Origin of the sequence: Citrobacter sp. RHBSTW-00986 (assembly GCF_013783065.1) — a bacterium.
GTDB classification, from domain to species: Bacteria; Pseudomonadota; Gammaproteobacteria; order Enterobacterales; family Enterobacteriaceae; genus Citrobacter; species Citrobacter braakii.
In genome coordinates this window covers 2,360,083-2,378,703 of sequence record NZ_CP056200.1, presented here as the reverse complement: position 1 = coordinate 2,378,703, position 18,621 = coordinate 2,360,083, and the positions used below count along the sequence as shown (strand labels likewise).

Sequence of the window (18,621 nt, the reverse complement as noted above, 5' to 3'; positions counted from 1 at the left end):
ATCAGCCCGCTGCTTTAATGATAAATGTCACCACGCCAAATATATCCAGCGTGTCCTCGCTGCTAATCATGATCGGCGCGTAGGCGCTGTTCTCTGGCTTCAGCATCACAACCGGATGTAATTGCAGGCGTTTAACGGTGAATTCGCTCTCAACGGCGGCAATAACGATGTCTCCATGGGCAGGTTTTCTGGCGCTGTCGACAATCAGTAAATCACCCTCGCCGATCCCTGCTCCCCTCATAGAGTCGCCAGATGATTTAACAAAATAGGTTGCGCTGGGATGCCGTACCAGCAGGTCATTGAGGTCGATACGTTTCTCAACGTAGTCCTGTGCAGGAGATGGAAAACCGCAGGGCACAAGATCGCTAAATAACGGAAAGTGTTTAATTTCGCGGCGTTCCGCAGGCTGGAAAAACAACATAATAATCTGCCTCTCATTTACTGTATTTATATACAGTAGTTTTAATAAGAGCAGCAATCAAGTAGCGAGTGTGATGAATTGGACGTTGTTTAACCATCTTGCCGGTAAGTTTTTATGATGTCTGGAAAAATAATCGGCTAAAAAAATACCCCGCATTTGCGGGGCATTACATCAGGAGCGTTTTCGCGGCATCATGCGCAGCAGCGTATTGTCCTTCCAGAAATAGTGGTGCATCAGGGCCGCAGCGGCATGCAGAGCAATAACAAAATAGCCCAGATTTGCCAGCGTCACGTGCCAGGACTTCAGCATATCCACTACATCAAAATTGGCCTCTGCCGCATGCGGCATAACGATGCCGAATGCAATCCACGGGTTACCCCGGTTGTACATCATCACCAGTCCAATAATCGGCAGAACAATAAACAGCAGATAGATAACCAGATGCCCCAGATGCGCCATTCCGGTCATCATCGGCTTCGGTTTTGGCACAATCGGCGGTGCCGGATATTTTAGCCTGACCAGCAGACGCGCCACCATCAGCGTTAAAATAGTGATGCCACAGGATACGTGCACCATGTTAAATAAGGGACGATAGCTGCGCGGGAAAAATCCGCGAAACTCCATAGCGCTGTAGGCCACAATGACCAACAAAAAGACCAGCCAGTGAATGCCAATTTGCAGGCCAGAATACTTATTCCCCATAACACTTCCTGAATAAAAACAATAATGCGTCACCATAACGGGCTTTTGTTAAAAATTCATTAACTTTTGCTCACCCGGCTTATTCTTATGGATCGCCAGCAAAGTGTGAGAATTGCGCCGGGTGGCGTACAGGCTCACCCGGCGAAAACTTAGGACTGCAGATACACCACCTGCGTTTGCAGATATTCGTTCAGACCGTGTTTACCGTCAGCCCCGCCAATCCCGGACTTGCGCCAGCCAGCATGAAAGCCCTGCATCGCCTCGAAGTTTTCACGATTAATATAGGTTTCGCCAAACTTCAGCCCTTTAATCGCTTTCATCGCCGTATTCAGATTCTGCGTATAGATCGATGAGGTCAGACCGTAATCGCTGTCATTGGCCATCATCAGCGCCTGTTCCAGCGTATCAAACGCTACCACCGGTAGCACCGGACCAAACGTCTCCTCGTGCATAATCGCCATCTCCTGGCGCACGTCTAACAGTAACGTCGGTGGATAGTAATACCCTTTGCCGGAAACGGCCTTACCGCCCAGCACCACTCTGGCGCCTTCCTGCACCGCTCGTGCAACTTTCTGCTCTACACGCTCCAGCGCAGCGGCGTTAATCAGCGGCCCCATTGCAATATCATTGCGCTCAGCCGGATTGCCAAACTGCACGGCTTTCATCGCCTCGCCCAGACGATTGACGAATTGGTCATAAATACCTTTCTGAACGTACACGCGCTCGGCACAGTTGCATACCTGTCCGGTGTTGATCACCCGCGAGTCAACAATTGCCTTTACGGCCAGTTCAAGATCGGCATCATCCATCACGATAGCCGGGGCCTTGCCGCCCAACTCCAGACAAACTTTGGTGATATTTTTAGCCGCCGCAGCCATAATTTTCTCACCCGCCCCGACGCTACCGGTCATGCTCACCATGGCCACCTTCGGGTTTGCGGCCAGCGCCTGACCGACCGTTTCACCACGTCCCAGCACCAGATTAAATACGCCGCGCGGCAAGCCAATATCATCAACAATTTTGGCAAAGGCGATGGCGTTATTCGGTGTAAATTCACTCGGCTTAATGACAATGGTATTACCCGTCAACAGTGCGGGAGCCAGTTTGCGGGCAATCAGGAAAAACGGAAAGTTCCACGGCAGAATGCCCGTAGTCACGCCCAAAGCGCGCTTAAACAGCAGAATATTCTCGCCCGGACGATCGCTTTGCAGGATCTCGCCTTCATAGCGACGCGCCCACTCCGCCATATAATCGATATAGTCGGCGGTAAACGAGACTTCGACCTCAGCCAGTTGCTGTATTTTTCCACCCTCCGCCACAATCAGCGCGCTGATTTCACTGGCTCGCTGACGGATACCCGCAGAAATTTTGCGTAACCAGTTCGCCCGTTCAATGGCGGGCAGCGCTTCCCATTGCGGCTGAGCGCGCTGTGCAGCATCGATCGCTTTACACGCATCCTCGGCACGTCCATCGGGAATACGCGAGATCACCTCTTCCGTGGCAGGATTGACGACATCAATCCAGGCATCATCGTGCCAGGTCACAAACTGCCCATCGATATACATAGGATGTTGTACGGGTACTGACATGCGGCTCTCCTGTGATTGATTTGTTTTTAACAAGTAAAACTATTGTTAATTAATATCAATCATGCAGGTCGTATTATGGCTGGAGTGGCTGTTCTGTGAGCGGCTTCATAAAAGCGTCTGGCAAAGTGATGATGAAGGGAAAAAACAGGTGTGATTTTTGCCCGTTTGCCGCAAAACGCCGACAAACGGGCAACAGGAATTACAGAGAGCGGCTCTCCAGTAAGTCAGTCAGCACGATGTCATTTTGCAACTGCTGCCAGGCTTGCTCAACGTTCTGAGGAATATCAACATGGGCAATAAAATCGCGGCCACAAGGCCCATAACCGGTGGCATCATCACGCAGGCGAGGAAGTTCACCGGTTATGAGAGACAGATAGCGATCCACTGACCACAAACCTTCTGCTGCTGGCACAAAATCCACGCCGTCTTGCTGTTGGGCCAGCTCAGGGATGAATCCAGGGAAACTCAACCAGCGCGGCGCATGCGGCTCATCGCGGGTTACACGCTGAAAGGTTGCCATCGTGCGACGTTGCATAGTGGGATCCTGTACCACAATGACGGTATGAATACTTTCCGTCGCCTGATTCAATAATGCACAGCTAAAACGGGCATTCTCACCGCAGTTTGTTGACTGGTCTTCCACCCAAATCTTCTCACCTGGGATTTGCCAGAACTGATGTGCGATATCGGCAAGGATCGCCGCTTCCGCGCGCCCGGTGGTACGAATGATATTGTAACGAGGATGCTCTGCAATCGCGTCATACAGAAATCGTGTGGAGTGACCGATGCCACCGCTAATCAACAAGGGAACCTGTTGCTCTTTCGCGATCCGGCAGGCGGCGTCGATGGTCGGAATAACCGCGTTCCCTGCCAGAATCACGCAATCTGACTGAACGGTGATATTCCCCGTAAAATCATTCTGCGCCAACCATCGCCCTACGGTATTGATCGCCGCAAGCGTGGTTGCGGAAAGTGTCGGAAACTGGCTCATACTCATGACTCCTGATCTTAATACTTTATCGGGTTGCATACAGGGCGGTGACGTCACCTTACCCGGTATGCTGTCTGGTACCGATTTATCCCGAAATTTGCTCCATCGCCTGCAAAATACGTTTATCGGAAATCGGATACGGCGTACCAAGCTGCTGGGCAAAATAGCTGACGCGCAGCTCTTCTATCATCCAGCGGATCTCTTTGACATCGTCATCTTCACGGCGAGCGGGAGGCAGTTTATTGAACCACTGCTGCCAGGCCTGCTGCACGCTATCCACTTTCAGCATCTGCGCACGGTCACGATGCGGGTCGATAGCCAGTTTTTCCAGACGCTTTTCGATAGCCTGCAAATAACGCAGCGTATCGCCCAGACGCTTGAAACCATTGCCGGTAACAAATCCACGGTACACCAGCCCGCCCATCTGCGATTTGATATCCGCAAGCCCCAGCGCCATGGTCATATCCACGCGCCCTTTCAGACGTTTGTTGATATTAAACACCGCGGTCAGAATTTGTTCGACCTGCTTAGCAATATCCACCACCGTATCGTTCAGTTCAGCCCGCACTTTTTCATGCAGCGCCGCAAAGCCTTCTTCGGTCCACACCGGACCACCGTTGGCGTCGATCAGTTGATCCACACCACAGGATATACAGTCGTCAATCAAATCCAGCACTTTACCGTACGGGTTAAAATACAGCCCCAGCTTGGCTTTGTTGGGCAGTTTTTCATGCAAATATTTGATTGGTGAAGGAATATTCAGTAACAACAGGCGGCGTAAACCGCACCACATCGCCTGCTGTTGCTCCAGCGGGTTATCAAACAGTTTGATGGCAACGCTGTCACGCTCATCCACCAGCGCTGGCCAGGCTTTTACCTTATAGTTGCCGCGTTTTTGCTCGTAACTCTCCGGAAGCTGACCGAAGCTCCAGATGTGCAACCCGCTCTGTTCGATACCGTCATCCGCCACCGCAGACAATGTTTCCTGAACTTTACCCTTCAATGCGTCTTTCAGATCCTGCAGCGAACGTCCTTCCTGCAGCTTTTTGTTCTTATCATCCACTACCCGGAAGGTGATTTTTAGGTGATCGGGCACCTGATCCCAATGCCAGTCTTCACGGTCAACGGTCACGCCGGTCATGCGGCGCAGTTCACGCTCCAGCGAGTCGAGCAGCGGCAGTTCCAGCGGCGTGACGCGGCCTAAAAACGCTTCCGCATAGTTCGGCGCGGGCACAAAGTTGCGTCGTACCGGTTTCGGCAGAGACTTAATCAGGGCGATAACCAGTTCACGGCGCAGCCCCGGAATTTGCCATTCAAAACCGCTCTCTTCGATCTGATTGAGCAGCGGGAGCGGAATATGTACGGTCACACCGTCCGCATCGGCTCCGGGTTCGAACTGGTAACTTAACCGTAGTTTGAGATTGCCCTGATGCCAGAAGTTCGGGTAATCCAGCTTACTGATTTTTTCCGCACCCTCTTTGATGAGCATGCTCTTTTCAAAGTTGAGCAGATCCGGCGTTTCACGGCTGATCTTTTTCCACCAGCTGTCAAAGTGACGCGCGGAGACTACATCATGGCTGATGCGTTGGTCGTAAAACTCAAATAGCGTCTCATCATCAACCAGAATGTCGCGACGGCGTGATTTGTGCTCTAACTCTTCCACCTCAGCGCGTAACTTCAAATTGTCACGGAAAAACGCATGGCGCGTTTGCCAGTCGCCTTCCACCAGAGCATGGCGGATGAACAGTTCACGCGACAACGCGGGATCGATCTGGCTGTAGTTCACCTTACGGGCTGCAACAATCGGTAAACCGTAGACGGTAACCTTTTCTGTTGCCATCACTGCGCCCTGCGCACGTTCCCAGTGCGGTTCACTGTATGAACGTTTGATCAGATGCTGGGCAACCGGTTCGACCCACTCAGGATCGATGCGTGCAGCAATACGTCCCCACAGGCGGCTGGTTTCCACCAGCTCCGCTACCATCGTCCACTTCGGCGGTTTTTTAAATAGACCAGAGCCTGGGAAGATCGAGAAGCGAGCGTTACGCGCCCCGGTAAATTCCTGTTTATCGGCATCTTTCATCCCGATATGTGACAGTAAACCGGTCAGCAACGCGACGTGGATCTCTCTGTATTCAGCGGGTTCGCTGTTAACAGGAATCCCTAACTCTTTCACCACCTGGCGCAGTTGCGTGTAGATATCCTGCCATTCACGCACGCGCAGGTAGTTCAGAAAATCAAGTTTGCACTGACGACGGAACTGGTTTGACGACAGCGCTTTCTGCTGCTCGCCGAGATAGTTCCACAGATTCACAAATGCGAGGAAATCAGACTCTTTGTCGTGGAAACGGCGATGCTTCTCGTCGGAGGCCTGCTGCTTGTCCATCGGGCGCTCGCGCGGATCCTGAATAGACAGCGCCGAGGTGATAATCATCGCCTCACGTACGCAGCCATGTTTTTGCGCTTCCAGCACCATGCGCGCCAGGCGTGGATCCACCGGCAGTTGCGAGAGCTGACGGCCCAATGGCGTCAGTTTGTAAGCGGTTGCCTGTTCGTCGGTGGTTATCGCCCCCAGTTCTTCGAGCAGGCGTACACCGTCCTGAATGTTACGTTTATCCGGCGCTTCAACAAACGGAAACGCCGCGATATCGCCCAGCCCCAAGGCGGTCATCTGCAAAATAACGGACGCCAGGTTGGTACGCAGGATCTCCGGGTCGGTAAACTCCGGGCGCGACAGGAAATCGTCTTCAGAATACAGACGAATACAGATCCCCTCCGAAACACGACCGCAACGGCCTTTACGCTGGTTGGCAGAGGCCTGCGACACCGGTTCAATCGGCAAGCGCTGAACTTTGGTGCGGTAACTGTAACGGCTGATACGCGCAGTACCCGGATCAATCACATACTTGATCCCCGGAACGGTCAGCGAGGTTTCCGCCACGTTGGTCGCCAGCACGATACGGCGACCGCTGTGCGACTGGAACACACGGTTCTGCTCGCTGTTGGAAAGACGCGCATAAAGCGGTAGCACTTCGGTATGGCGCAAATCCAGCTTATTCAGCGCATCGGCGGTATCGCGGATTTCGCGCTCGCCGCTCATGAAGATCAAAATGTCGCCCTGACTTTCACGGCCTAACTCATCTACGGCATCAAAAATTGCCTGCAATTGGTCACGCTCGGTGTCATCTGCGTCTTCAACAATTGGACGATAGCGAACTTCCACCGGATAGGTTCGACCAGAGACTTCGATAATTGGTGCATTATTGAAATGCTTTGAAAAACGCTCCGGATCGATGGTCGCCGAAGTGATGATAATTTTTAGATCCGGACGGCGCGGCAGAAGCTCTTTCAGATAGCCGAGCAGAAAATCGATATTCAGGCTGCGCTCATGCGCTTCATCGATGATGATGGTGTCGTACTGCATCAGCAGCCGATCCTGCTGGATTTCCGCCAGCAGGATACCGTCCGTCATCAGCTTAACCATGGTGTTGTCGCTGACATGATCGCTAAAACGGACTTTATAACCGATACAACCGCCCGGCTCGGTTTGTAGCTCTTCTGCAATACGGTTCGCCACGGTACGCGCCGCCAGACGACGCGGCTGGGTATGGCCGATCAGCCCTTTTACCCCGCGCCCGAGCTCCATACAGATTTTGGGTAACTGAGTGGTTTTCCCTGACCCCGTTTCCCCGGCGACAATCACCACCTGGTTATCGCGGATCGCTTCCAGAATATCCTGTTTTTTCTGACTGACGGGCAGGTTTTCCGGGTATCTGATGACCGGACGCGCGGCTTCACGCAGCACAACTTTACCTGCAGCGTGATCAATCTCTTTTGCCATCTCCTGGTAAATGGCCTGTTGTGCATCAGGATTTTTAACCTTCTTCACGCCCTGCAGGCGGCGGGCAAAACGCTGTCTGTCACGCAGCATCAGTGAATCCAGCTGTTGCTGCAACATGTTGAAGGTTAATTTTTGTTGTTCTGTCATAGCGTTAAAAGGCAGTGCTCTGCCGGGTTAAATCTCTTTTAGATGATAGGTATAGAGTACCACATCAGCGCTTTTCATGTGTTGTTCAATAATTTCGAACATAGGATTCGATATATTGCGCTATCACTGCGACAGGATTGTGAATAAAGTGTCAACAAGCAACGGGGCACTCCCCCTTCAAACACATAAAAGGAAACACCCATGAGCAAGGTATTAGTTCTTAAATCCAGTATTCTGGCAGGGTACTCTCAGTCTGGTCAGTTGTCTGATTATTTTGTTGAACAGTGGCGTGAAAAGCACTCCGCTGATGAAATCACCGTCCGTGACCTGGCTGCAAATCCTGTTCCGGTACTGGATGGCGAACTGGTGGGTGCGCTGCGCCCGAGCGATGCACCGCTGACACCGCGTCAGCAGGAAGCGCTGGCGTTGTCCGATGAGCTGATTGCTGAGCTGAAAGCGCATGATGTGATTGTTATCGCCGCGCCGATGTATAACTTCAACATCCCAACCCAGCTGAAAAACTATTTCGATCTGATTGCCCGTGCAGGTGTGACTTTCCGTTATACCGAGAAAGGTCCGGAAGGTCTGGTGACGGGTAAACGCGCAGTCGTGTTGACCAGCCGTGGTGGTATCCATAAAGATACGCCGACCGACCTGATCACGCCGTATCTGAACGTATTCCTGGGCTTTATCGGCATCACCGACGTGAACGTCGTCTTTGCTGAAGGCATTGCGTACGGCCCGGAAGTGGCGTCCAAAGCGCAGTCCGATGCGAAAGCCGCTATCGACAGCGTCGTCGCTGCCTGATAATTCACCCTCTCACCATCCGGTGAGAGGGTTTCTCCAGCATTTACTTCTTTACCTGCACCTGTTTGCCGTGAATGCGGTTAATATCCCGCCAGATGGTTGCATAATCTCTGCACTTCGCCAGATTCTCTTCCCAGCAATGCAGCAAAAATTGTTCTGGCTCGGCAACATCCCGGCTTAACAGCTTGAATATCCAACGATTCCAGACATACCACTTGAAAAGCCACATGATTTCACTCCGCAACGCGACCGGTGTTGAACTATATCAGCCTCAGTTTGATGCCGTGTGGCAACTATTGCGATGTCGATGAATAAGTCAGCGTCGTGCCTCTCCGGTTGTGTGCAGAGAAGATTTATTATTTTCTCAACCACTTACCATTGATGCCCTGGACGTACTCTCCTGGTTTAGCCCGAGCGACCAGCTTTTGTCCGGCCATTTTCGCCACTTCATCTGGAGGAATGTTATTGCTCTCAGCCAGTTGCTGATAGCTGGCGCTGCGTGCTTTATTAATCTCACTCACCAGCGCCTGCGTTTCGGCGTCAGTTTGCAATGCCACCAGATAACCATTAAGCGTTTCGCCCACCCGCCCCTGGGTTCTGGCTTCATTCAAGGTCAATGCCCACCCATTGCCACTGAATAAACTCAATGCCACCAGGATCACTGCAAGCTGTTTTTTCATCGTGACCTCAGAACAAATCGCTGCGCGATTTTAATAAGCTCTCAACGTCTTTATCGACTTTGATATGGATCTCATGCTCGATTTTGACGTTCATATTAATAGTGATCGGCTCTTTAGGCGCAGCCACTTCGATTCTGGGTGTGCACCCGATCAGCAGAGATGAAGCCAGCAGACCCAGCATGGCAGCTATCGTTTTCATTGTTGTTCCTCACATTCCTTGCCTTCCGGGCAATGGGATTCCGGCAGCGCTGCATTTTGTTCAAGCCATGCCTGTAAATTGTCGCCAAAACGCAAACTACGCCATAGCGTAAAGACGTTTTCCTCATGGGTGTAATTCAAATTAACCGTCCCCACTTTGCCATCCACCCGGCTATTGCCAGTTACGGTTGCCTGCATGGTTAAGACACCGAGATTATCCAAATTTATTTTCGTCCAGGAATGGCTTATTTCCATATAACGCAGCCAGTTAATGGCCGCACCAGCTGCCATATTATCTTTGACGACGGCATCCGCCGTGTCTTTATCAATACGCAGCGTCATAGGCCCCGGGTTGGTCAGCCAGCCGTCTTTAATGATCCACTTTTCGTTATCCAGCCATAACGGCAACGCACCGCTGACCGGGCCAGACATGGCGAATTGCTTGGGATTAACCGCGCTGATAAGCTCGCTGGAAGAGATATTCTGCACCCGTAATAATGCCGGATCGTGCTGCGGCATCCGCAGTTGTTGCATGATGACTTTGCCCCCCAGCAGTTCGGCGCTGACATCGCTTAACAGTAACGGATTGTCTTCACTCCAGGGATACGCCCCCTGTAGATCGGCGGCGATATTTTTCACCGTCACCTGATTCACCACTTCCGCAATACGCAGTGAAATAGGTCCACGCGTACCCAGTTGCCATGCGCCTTCACTAAACCGGAAAGGCAACACAAAATCGACGCCATTAATTTGGTTATCGGCATCCAGGCGCTACCGCCTTTTAATACCCCATGGCCGCCCGCTTCAAAGCCCTGTTCCGGGGCAGCCGAAAACGCAACCTGCGCATACAGTTCACCTTCACGTAGCTTCATTTTCCAGTCTGGTGGGATGAGCGGTTGGAATACGGTGAGCGATTGTTTTGGCCACCAGGCCTGTCCGCGCAGGCGGATCCCGTCCCAACGTCCATTTACCTGTACTGGACCTATCGCGCCCGCGTGAAGCTGGCCTTTAAACTGGAAAATCGTCGGGTCGGTGCCTTCCACGCTGAACTTCAGGGTTGACGGCGGTAACACGCTCCCCCCGGTAAAAGTGGTGTTCCCTGCGTCCAGCGACAGCGCGCCGCTAAAAGTCGGTTTGTTGGCATCCCGTACCCAGATGATCGGCTCGTCCATCACCAGGCGTGGGGTTTCTACCTTCATGGTGCCGTATTGCAGGTGGTCAAATCCGGTGGAGAGATCAAAAAGCTTCAGGGTGTTGTCATGCCATTCGCCCTTACCCGCCACGTCCCAACGCGCATGCATTGGCGTAAAGCTGCCTTTGCCCCAGTACCGCCACTGCCAGCGACCCGCGTCAGGGAGAAAATCATTTGCCAGACCATCCAGATGCAATTCAAAACCGCCCATCTGGTTTTCATGCGCGCGCAATATAGCCTGCAGACGGCCATCTACGCCGCGCTGCGTTACTTTTACGCCCGCCAGCGGCCAGCGAATTTCGTCAATATCCAGCGAGTCAATCACCCGTCCACGCGAACGCAGCAGCGCTCCAGGCTCGAAAGCCAGCTGCGGGTCGTTCAGGCTTCCGGTGAGTCTGGCGGGTAATTTGGCGTAGAAGATCAGGTCACCCTGTTTCGCCTCGCCTATCAACTGTAACGGCATGTCGCTACTATCCACACCCAGCTTACCCGGCCCCAGCGTTAATACGGCGTTTCCTTTACCTGCATCGCCTTGGGTCAGTATGTTCAGACGCCCGCTCACCACCGCATTTTCCAGCCCGGCCTGCCAGTTTTCAACTTTCATGCCCAACCGCCCGCTGAGCGGGAATCCCTGATAAGGCCAGTTCCAGCGACCGTCGCTGATGGTTAATTGCTGGCGGGTTATTTCCCACGGAAGATCGAGCAACGGATCGGCATTGTCCCGCGCCATGACGATCAGTTGTCCGCTGTTTTCTTGCCACTCCAGTTCGGCGTCCACCAGTGAGGGCTCCTGCGGCAAGCTCAGAGTAGCAACCGCATGACCGCTCACCGGTAGTCCATCAGGAACCAGCGGCATGGTAAATTCACCGACCAGTTTTACCGGCGGTTGCCCTTCAAACGCGGCTATATCCAGCTCATTTACCGTGAGATTTTGCCCGTGCAGACGCCCCTGGAATTTCACTTTTTCACCCTGGTAGCGCAGTTGCTGGGTCGATGGCGTTAGCGAGAGAGACAGTTTTCCCTGCCACTCCTGCCAGGGGGAGAGAATAACTTTGTCGATGTTAATCCAGGTATTGGGCAGCATCGATTGCCATTCAGCCAGCGTTTTGGGCGCTGCCGGAGACGCTTCTGTCTGCGGTAATTTAGCCAGGCAAGCGGAATCCAGCTCAATTGTCCCGACATTGAGCAACCAGCGGCTGGGATGAGAAAGATCGGCCTGAGTAATGCGCGCTAGCGGGCAATCATCGACCAGATAACGGAGTTCCGGAATATGCAGCCCATGCCGTGTCAGCCGAGGGCTCTCATCCAGCGCGATGCGCGTGCCAACAGGTAACCAGACGCCCACCAGCGTAGGAACCCACAGGCCAAGCGTCATCACCAACGTCAGCGGCACGAGAATCAATAATAAGAGAAGTGCCAGAGCGGCTTTATATTTACCCTTCATGGGTAGTTAATATCCTGATTTAGCGAAAATTTAAGCCGGTTTAGGCCAGTATTGTGGCATGTTTAACAGGATATGCCCACATTAAGAATAAATTCCCATGAAGTATATGCACTATTTATTAATCAACGGGAATCAATAAAATAATAATTAATTCAATAATATAGTGCATTATTTTATATGGCACGCTGTTACACGTGCCGTCGGGAATATAAAGAACTCAGACTCAATGAGGCCTCAGTTCTCCATCGCTATGTTTAGGTCCTAAACGACCAGCTTCTATCAGAATTTCCTCAATGAGCTCTTCGAGGCACTCTCTACCATGATGATCGCAGACCAGATGTACCTGCCGGGAAATCTCCTCAGGTTTCATACCATCACATAATGCCGCCTTAAGCATTAAGGTGGCCCATCGCTTTGCTTCAGAGTGAGTTAACATGACCCCTCCCGATATTTGCTACCTGTATAAGCGTAGCTGTCTGGATGTGATTCGGCTGGCTTTTTACCTGCATCGATTACGGGTATTGAGTTGGACGGAAAAATATCCAGTTGTTGAAATTGAGTAACCTGCCCACACTAACAACAGATGCGCTGAAATTATTCATTACGCCTATGACTATCAATAACTTTTTAGATTTTGTAAAATAATTTGAATTGGATTAATGTGACGTCAAAATCACTGGAGAAAGTCTTATGAAACTCGCCATCTATAGTACAAAACAGTACGACAAGAAGTATCTGCAGCAGGTTAACGAGGCTTTTGGTTTTGAACTTGAATTCTTTGACTTTCTGCTGACGGAGAAAACAGCCAAAACAGCCCATGGCTGTGAAGCTGTCTGTATCTTCGTCAACGACGATGGCAGCCGCCCGGTTCTGGAAGAGCTGAAAAAGCATGGCGTGAAATATATTGCGCTGCGTTGCGCCGGCTTCAATAACGTCGATCTCGACGCGGCAAAAGAACTCGGCCTGCAGGTCGTCCGTGTGCCAGCCTATTCACCGGAAGCCGTCGCTGAACATGCGATTGGCATGATGATGACGTTGAATCGCCGTATTCACCGCGCCTATCAGCGTACTCGTGATGCCAACTTCTCTCTTGAGGGGCTGACCGGCTTTACCATGTATGGCAAAACGGCTGGGGTGATCGGTACCGGTAAGATTGGGATTGCGGCACTGCGGATCCTGAAAGGTTTTGGGATGCGCCTGCTGGCGTTTGATCCCTACCCAAGCGCTGCCGCACTGGAGTTAGGCGTTGAATATGTCGATCTTAAAACGCTGTTCGCGGAGTCCGATGTCATCTCCCTGCACTGTCCGTTAACGCCGGAGAATTATCACCTGCTCAATCACGAAGCCTTTGAGCAAATGAAAAATGGCGTGATGGTTATTAACACCAGCCGCGGGGCATTGATCGATTCACAAGCCGCTATCGATGCGCTGAAAAACCAGAAAATTGGTTCTCTGGGTATGGACGTGTATGAAAACGAACGCGACCTGTTCTTTGAAGATAAATCCAATGACGTGATTCAGGATGATGTGTTCCGCCGCCTGTCGGCCTGTCATAACGTGCTGTTCACCGGTCACCAGGCGTTCCTGACGGCCGAAGCATTGACCAGCATTTCTGAGACCACGCTGCAGAATCTGGCACAGATATCCAAAGGCGAAACCTGTCCAAACGCCCTCTTCTAATCCCTGTGCTCCCCTGGATTCAGGGGGGCATTTTCAGATAATCACCGATGCTAAAATCTTCAGTATCATTATTATATTGAATATATTCCCGTCACAAACGTAGAGAAATTGAATGAAAAAAGTTGTCACGTTGATTGCGCTCAGCATGCTGATGGCTGGCTGTGTGAGCAATGGAAAAGTTTCCGTCAATCGCGAACAGTTGCAGCATCACCGCTTCGTTTTGCAGAGCGTGAATGGTAAAGCCGTCACCGTCGCTAATAACCAACCTGAATTGAGTTTTGGCGAAAACATGACGGTATCGGGAAAGATGTGTAATCAATTCCACGGTCAGGGCAAACTGTCCGACGGCGAGTTGAAGGTTAAAGATATGGCGATGACACGCATGATGTGCGCCGATCCGCAGCTTAACGCGCTCGACGGGATCGTCAGCGACATGTTTAAGCAAGGCGCACAGGTCGATCTGACTGCTGACCAGTTAACACTGGCGACAGCAGAACAAACGCTGACGTATAAACTCGCGGATTTAATGTAGGAAACGCGGTGGCTTAATAGTTGCCACAGCTTCCGGCGGCAAGCGACTGCTCACTACAGCGTTTGCCGTTGGGTAACGCACACATTCCGATAGCTGAACCATCAAGCTGACGGGCAACGGAGAGCGAACCACCAATCATGGCGCAATTAGCTTCTCCAGAACTGGACATTGCGGCCTTCATCCCCGGTGCGACATGCGCGGCGGTTGCCTGCTGAACAGGTTCACTACTACAAGCCGATAATAATAACGCGGCACACCCTACCCAAAACGCTGCGCGCATCTTACTCCCCTCTGAATATTAACCAAACGACACAGCCATAAATAATAGGCAGCGGAAACACCGCCGTCGAGAGGCAATATGCGCATTTATGCGCACTGTTTACATTTTCTGGCAATTTTTTGGCTGCTCCTTTGATCAAACCATTCATTCTGTTTATTCGGGGGACACAAAAGCGAAAATCTGTCTTTAGCGCTTTTGCTAAACTAAAAGGATAACTACAGGATTCGCCGCTGTTACGCGTGTCCCTTTTTTTGCGCAATGTAAGGGTGTCAGTATGATCACAATTGACGGTAATGGTGCGGTTGCTTCGGTCGCATTTCGTACCAGCGAGGTTATCGCCATCTACCCGATTACGCCCAGTTCGACGATGGCTGAACAGGCGGATGCCTGGGCCGGGAACGGGCTTAAAAACGTGTGGGGGGATACCCCTCGTGTCGTAGAAATGCAGTCGGAAGGCGGTGCGATAGCGACCGTTCACGGCGCGTTGCAGACCGGTGCGCTCTCTACGTCGTTTACTTCATCGCAGGGCCTGTTGCTGATGATCCCGACGCTGTACAAACTGGCTGGTCAGTTGACTCCGTTTGTGCTGCACGTTGCGGCGCGTACGATTGCCACTCACGCATTATCCATCTTTGGCGATCATTCCGACGTGATGGCGGTGCGCCAGACGGGATGCGCAATGCTGTGCGCCAGCAGCGTTCAGGAAGCACAAGACTTTGCGCTAATTTCGCAAATGGCCACCCTGAAAAGCCGGGTCCCGTTTATTCATTTCTTTGATGGTTTTCGCACATCGCATGAAATTAATAAAATAGTGCCGCTGGCCGATGACACAATCCTCGGGCTGATGCCGCAGGCGGAAATCGATGCTCATCGCGCGCGCGCGCTCAACCCGGAGCATCCGGTTATTCGCGGTACGTCTGCGAACCCAGACACCTACTTCCAGTCACGCGAAGCAACAAACCCGTGGTACAACGCGGTTTACGATCACGTAGAACAGGCGATGAACGATTTCGCTGCTGCGACGGGCCGTCAGTACCAGCCATTTGAATACTACGGTCATCCGCAGGCAGAACGCGTCATTATTTTGATGGGCTCGGCGATTGGAACCAGTGAAGAAGTCGTCGAAGAGCTGCTGGCACGCGGCGAGAAAGTTGGCGTTCTGAAAGTGCGTCTGTTCCGCCCATTCTCTGCCAGACATTTACTGCGCGCCCTGCCGGAAACGGTACGGAGCATCGCCGTCCTGGATCGCACCAAAGAGCCCGGCGCGCAAGCTGAACCGTTGTATCTGGATGTAATGACCGCGCTGGCGGAAGCCTTTAACTGCGGCGAACGAGAAACGCTACCGCGCGTGATTGGCGGGCGTTATGGACTTTCTTCTAAAGAGTTTGGCCCGGACTGCGTCATGGCGGTCTTTAATGAGCTGAGTAGCGCGAAGCCGAAATCTCGCTTTACGGTCGGTATCTATGATGATGTCACCAACTTGTCGCTACCGTTACCGGAAAACACCCTGCCCGGTACCGCGAAGCTCGAGGCACTGTTTTACGGGCTGGGCAGTGACGGTAGCGTGTCGGCCACCAAAAACAACATCAAGATTATCGGTAACTCTACGCCGTGGTATGCGCAGGGTTATTTCGTCTATGACTCGAAAAAAGCAGGCGGTCTGACGGTTTCTCACCTGCGCGTTAGTGAACAACCTATTCGCTCAGCGTATCTGGTGTCGCAAGCCGATTTTGTTGGTTGTCACCAGTTGCAATTTATCGATAAGTATCAGATGGCTGAGCGCCTGAAACCTGGCGGTATATTCCTGCTTAATACCCCGTACAGTGTAGATGAAGTCTGGACACGTCTGCCGCAGGAAGTTCAGGCTGTTCTGAATCAGAAGAAAGCGCGTTTCTACGTGATTAATGCGGCCAAAATCGCCCGCGAGTGCGGTCTGGCTGCACGTATTAACACCGTTATGCAGATGGCGTTCTTCCATCTGACGCAAATCTTACCAGGCGACAGCGCTCTGGCTGAATTGCAGGGTGCGATTGCGAAAAGCTATAGCAGTAAAGGGCAGGATCTGGTTGAACGTAACTGGCAGGCGCTGGCCCTGGCGCGTGAATCCATCGCCGAAGTGGCGCTTCAGCCAGTTGATCCACATAGCGCTAATCGCCCACCGGTGGTTTCTGATGCCGCACCTGATTTCGTGAAAACCGTCACCGCGGCGATGCTCGCCGGTCTGGGCGATGCCCTCCCCGTTTCAGCGCTGCCGCCAGACGGCACCTGGCCGATGGGCACCACGCGTTGGGAAAAACGCAATATCGCTGAAGAGATCCCCATCTGGAAAGAAGAGCTGTGTACCCAGTGCAACCACTGCGTAGCCGCCTGCCCGCACTCGGCTATCCGCGCCAAAGTGGTTTCACCAGAAGCGATGGAAAATGCCCCTGCCAGCCTGCATTCTCTGGACGTGAAATCACGCGATATGCGCGGTCAGAAATATGTCCTGCAGGTTGCGCCAGAGGATTGCACCGGGTGTAATCTGTGCGTCGAAGTATGCCCGGCGAAAGATCGCCAGAACCCGGAGATCAAGGCCATCAATATGATGTCGCGCCTTGAGCACGTGGAAGAAGAAAAAGTTAACTATGACTACTTCCTCAATCTGCCGGAAATCGATCGCACTAAACTGGAACGCATTGATATTCGTACCTCGCAGTTGATAACACCGCTGTTTGAGTACTCTGGGGCCTGCTCTGGCTGTGGTGAAACGCCGTATATCAAATTGCTTACGCAGTTGTACGGCGACCGTATGCTGATTGCCAATGCGACCGGTTGTTCATCAATTTATGGCGGTAACCTGCCCTCAACGCCTTATACCACCGACGCCAATGGTCGCGGGCCTGCGTGGGCAAACTCCCTGTTTGAGGATAACGCCGAGTTTGGGCTGGGCTTCCGCCTGACGGTGGATCAGCACCGTGTACGCGTCATGCGTTTAGTGGAACAGTTTGCTGATAACATTCCGGCTGAACTGAATGACGCCCTGCACGCTGAAGCTACGCCAGAGGTGCGCCGTGAGCAAGTTGCAGCACTGCGCCAGCACCTGAAAGATGTCGACGGCGCACAGCAGTTGTTAACCGATGCCGATGCGCTGGTCGAGAAATCTATCTGGCTGATTGGCGGTGATGGCTGGGCTTACGATATTGGTTTTGGGGGACTGGATCACGTCCTGAGCCTGACCGAGAACGTCAATATTCTGGTTCTGGATACCCAGTGTTACTCCAATACAGGCGGACAAGCGTCGAAAGCTACGCCGCTCGGGGCCGTCACTAAATTTGGTGAGCATGGCAAGCGCAAAGCTCGCAAAGATCTTGGCGTCAGTATGATGATGTACGGGCACGTGTATGTTGCACAAATCTCTCTGGGCGCGCAGTTGAACCAGACGGTGAAAGCTATCCAGGAAGCGGAGGCCTATCCAGGTCCGTCGCTGATTATCGCGTATAGCCCATGTGAAGAGCATGGTTACGATCTCGCACTAAGCCATGATCAGATGCGTCAGCTCACGGCAACCGGGTTCTGGCCGCTGTACCGCTTTGATCCACGTCGAGCAGATGAAGGTAAGCTGCCGCTGGCGCTGGACTCTCGCCCACCGTCTGACGCCCTGGCCGAAACATTGCTTAACGAGCAGCGCTTCCGTCGCCTGAACGCCCAACAGCCAGAAGTCGCAGAACAGCTCTGGAAAGACGCCGCAGCCGATCTGCAAAAACGCTACGACTTCCTTGCGCAGTTGGCAGGAAAAGCGGAAAAGAGCGGTACCGAGTAATGCGTTTATCTCAGTATTAACCTGGAACCCAAAAAAAAAGCCCGAACAGTTGTTCGGGCTTGTCAATTTATTCGCTGGCTAATTAATAATAGCTATCAATACGTCAACGAAAAATAAAACGTGACAATAAAGGCATATAACACGCGCAGAATAGCCCAACACACTTCACTTGTATAATTTTTATTTTATATATTTGTCACCAATACATTCACCACAACTATCATCATTTCCGTAGAATTATTTATTTAAGGTTTTACTTAAGGCGTAACAATTCATATTTATCCCTTTACGGAACTTCTCCTTTAGCATGCTTTTACT

13 protein-coding genes and 1 pseudogene are annotated in these 18,621 nt (G+C 52.1%); 4 read left to right on the top strand and 10 right to left on the bottom strand.

From position 1 onward, the window contains the following. Position 1: 1 nt before the first annotated feature. From HV345_RS11710 to hrpA, 5 genes are all read right to left on the bottom strand, one after another. On the bottom strand, positions 2–421 hold the full coding sequence (locus HV345_RS11710; protein WP_181636655.1) for a translesion error-prone DNA polymerase V autoproteolytic subunit: 420 nt from the start codon (positions 419–421) through the stop codon (positions 2–4). Positions 422–592: 171 nt separating this feature from the next. Further along, the gene (gene cybB, locus HV345_RS11705; protein WP_019076843.1) at positions 593–1,123 is read right to left on the bottom strand and encodes a cytochrome b561; all 531 of its coding nucleotides are present in this window, start codon (positions 1,121–1,123) and stop codon (positions 593–595) included. A gap of 149 nt (positions 1,124–1,272) precedes the next feature. Continuing rightward, positions 1,273–2,712 carry an aldehyde dehydrogenase gene (gene aldA / locus HV345_RS11700; RefSeq protein ID WP_181627380.1) on the bottom strand — a complete coding sequence of 480 codons (1,440 nt, stop codon included), beginning with the start codon at positions 2,710–2,712 and terminating at the stop codon, positions 1,273–1,275. Between the two features lie 199 nt (positions 2,713–2,911). After that, a complete protein-coding gene (locus HV345_RS11695) occupies positions 2,912–3,703 on the bottom strand; it encodes a YdcF family protein (RefSeq protein ID WP_047417340.1) in 792 nt (263 codons plus the stop codon). Positions 3,704–3,788: 85 nt separating this feature from the next. After that, the gene (gene hrpA, locus HV345_RS11690; RefSeq protein WP_181636654.1) at positions 3,789–7,691 is read right to left on the bottom strand and encodes an ATP-dependent RNA helicase HrpA; all 3,903 of its coding nucleotides are present in this window, start codon (positions 7,689–7,691) and stop codon (positions 3,789–3,791) included. A 201-nt stretch (positions 7,692–7,892) separates the two neighbouring features. Here hrpA and azoR point away from each other — a divergent pair, with 201 nt between their 5' ends. Further along, positions 7,893–8,498 (top strand): FMN-dependent NADH-azoreductase, encoded by a 606-nt coding sequence (gene azoR, locus HV345_RS11685; RefSeq protein ID WP_006684422.1) that lies wholly within the window; start codon positions 7,893–7,895, stop codon positions 8,496–8,498. A 43-nt stretch (positions 8,499–8,541) separates the two neighbouring features. Here the strand turns inward: azoR and HV345_RS11680 are convergent, their stop codons facing one another. The 4 genes and pseudogenes from HV345_RS11680 to HV345_RS11665 form a co-directional block, all read right to left on the bottom strand. After that, positions 8,542–8,727 (bottom strand): hypothetical protein, encoded by a 186-nt coding sequence (locus HV345_RS11680; protein ID WP_016153181.1) that lies wholly within the window; start codon positions 8,725–8,727, stop codon positions 8,542–8,544. A 127-nt stretch (positions 8,728–8,854) separates the two neighbouring features. Continuing rightward, positions 8,855–9,178, bottom strand: a complete 324-nt coding sequence (locus HV345_RS11675) for a YdbL family protein (RefSeq protein WP_019076847.1) — start codon at positions 9,176–9,178, stop codon at positions 8,855–8,857. A 7-nt stretch (positions 9,179–9,185) separates the two neighbouring features. Continuing rightward, a complete protein-coding gene (locus HV345_RS11670; protein ID WP_016156612.1) occupies positions 9,186–9,377 on the bottom strand; it encodes a YnbE family lipoprotein in 192 nt (63 codons plus the stop codon). Beyond that, a pseudogene (locus tag HV345_RS11665) lies at positions 9,374–12,012 on the bottom strand (YdbH family protein). The gene HV345_RS11670 and the pseudogene HV345_RS11665 overlap by 4 nt, the downstream one beginning before the upstream one ends. 690 nt (positions 12,013–12,702) lie before the next feature. Here HV345_RS11665 and HV345_RS11660 point away from each other — a divergent pair. After that, positions 12,703–13,692 (top strand): 2-hydroxyacid dehydrogenase, encoded by a 990-nt coding sequence (locus tag HV345_RS11660; RefSeq protein ID WP_003833196.1) that lies wholly within the window; start codon positions 12,703–12,705, stop codon positions 13,690–13,692. Between the two features lie 112 nt (positions 13,693–13,804). Further along, complete coding sequence (hslJ, locus tag HV345_RS11655; RefSeq protein WP_046274558.1) at positions 13,805–14,224, top strand: heat shock protein HslJ; 420 nt, start codon at positions 13,805–13,807, stop codon at positions 14,222–14,224. A gap of 13 nt (positions 14,225–14,237) precedes the next feature. Here the strand turns inward: hslJ and HV345_RS11650 are convergent, their stop codons facing one another. After that, complete coding sequence (locus HV345_RS11650; protein ID WP_003020360.1) at positions 14,238–14,504, bottom strand: DUF333 domain-containing protein; 267 nt, start codon at positions 14,502–14,504, stop codon at positions 14,238–14,240. 274 nt (positions 14,505–14,778) lie between these two features. Between HV345_RS11650 and nifJ the strand changes: the two genes are divergently transcribed. Next, positions 14,779–18,303: a pyruvate:ferredoxin (flavodoxin) oxidoreductase gene (gene nifJ / locus HV345_RS11645; RefSeq protein WP_181636653.1), complete on the top strand. Its 3,525-nt coding sequence runs from the start codon at positions 14,779–14,781 to the stop codon at positions 18,301–18,303. Positions 18,304–18,621: the final 318 nt, after the last annotated feature.

What these genes read in the sequence shown, in the direction of transcription:
- HV345_RS11710 (WP_181636655.1), bottom strand. Translation starts at nt 421, where the DNA reads ATGTTGTTTTTCCAGCCTGCGGAACGCCGCGAAATTAAACACTTTCCG.
- nifJ (WP_181636653.1), top strand. Translation starts at nt 14,779, where the DNA reads ATGATCACAATTGACGGTAATGGTGCGGTTGCTTCGGTCGCATTTCGT.
- HV345_RS11695 (WP_047417340.1), bottom strand. Translation starts at nt 3,703, where the DNA reads ATGAGCCAGTTTCCGACACTTTCCGCAACCACGCTTGCGGCGATCAAT.
- aldA (WP_181627380.1), bottom strand. Translation starts at nt 2,712, where the DNA reads ATGTCAGTACCCGTACAACATCCTATGTATATCGATGGGCAGTTTGTG.
- HV345_RS11670 (WP_016156612.1), bottom strand. Translation starts at nt 9,377, where the DNA reads ATGAAAACGATAGCTGCCATGCTGGGTCTGCTGGCTTCATCTCTGCTG.
- HV345_RS11675 (WP_019076847.1), bottom strand. Translation starts at nt 9,178, where the DNA reads ATGAAAAAACAGCTTGCAGTGATCCTGGTGGCATTGAGTTTATTCAGT.
- HV345_RS11680 (WP_016153181.1), bottom strand. Translation starts at nt 8,727, where the DNA reads ATGTGGCTTTTCAAGTGGTATGTCTGGAATCGTTGGATATTCAAGCTG.
- HV345_RS11650 (WP_003020360.1), bottom strand. Translation starts at nt 14,504, where the DNA reads ATGCGCGCAGCGTTTTGGGTAGGGTGTGCCGCGTTATTATTATCGGCT.
- HV345_RS11660 (WP_003833196.1), top strand. Translation starts at nt 12,703, where the DNA reads ATGAAACTCGCCATCTATAGTACAAAACAGTACGACAAGAAGTATCTG.
- azoR (WP_006684422.1), top strand. Translation starts at nt 7,893, where the DNA reads ATGAGCAAGGTATTAGTTCTTAAATCCAGTATTCTGGCAGGGTACTCT.
- hrpA (WP_181636654.1), bottom strand. Translation starts at nt 7,691, where the DNA reads ATGACAGAACAACAAAAATTAACCTTCAACATGTTGCAGCAACAGCTG.
- hslJ (WP_046274558.1), top strand. Translation starts at nt 13,805, where the DNA reads ATGAAAAAAGTTGTCACGTTGATTGCGCTCAGCATGCTGATGGCTGGC.
- cybB (WP_019076843.1), bottom strand. Translation starts at nt 1,123, where the DNA reads ATGGGGAATAAGTATTCTGGCCTGCAAATTGGCATTCACTGGCTGGTC.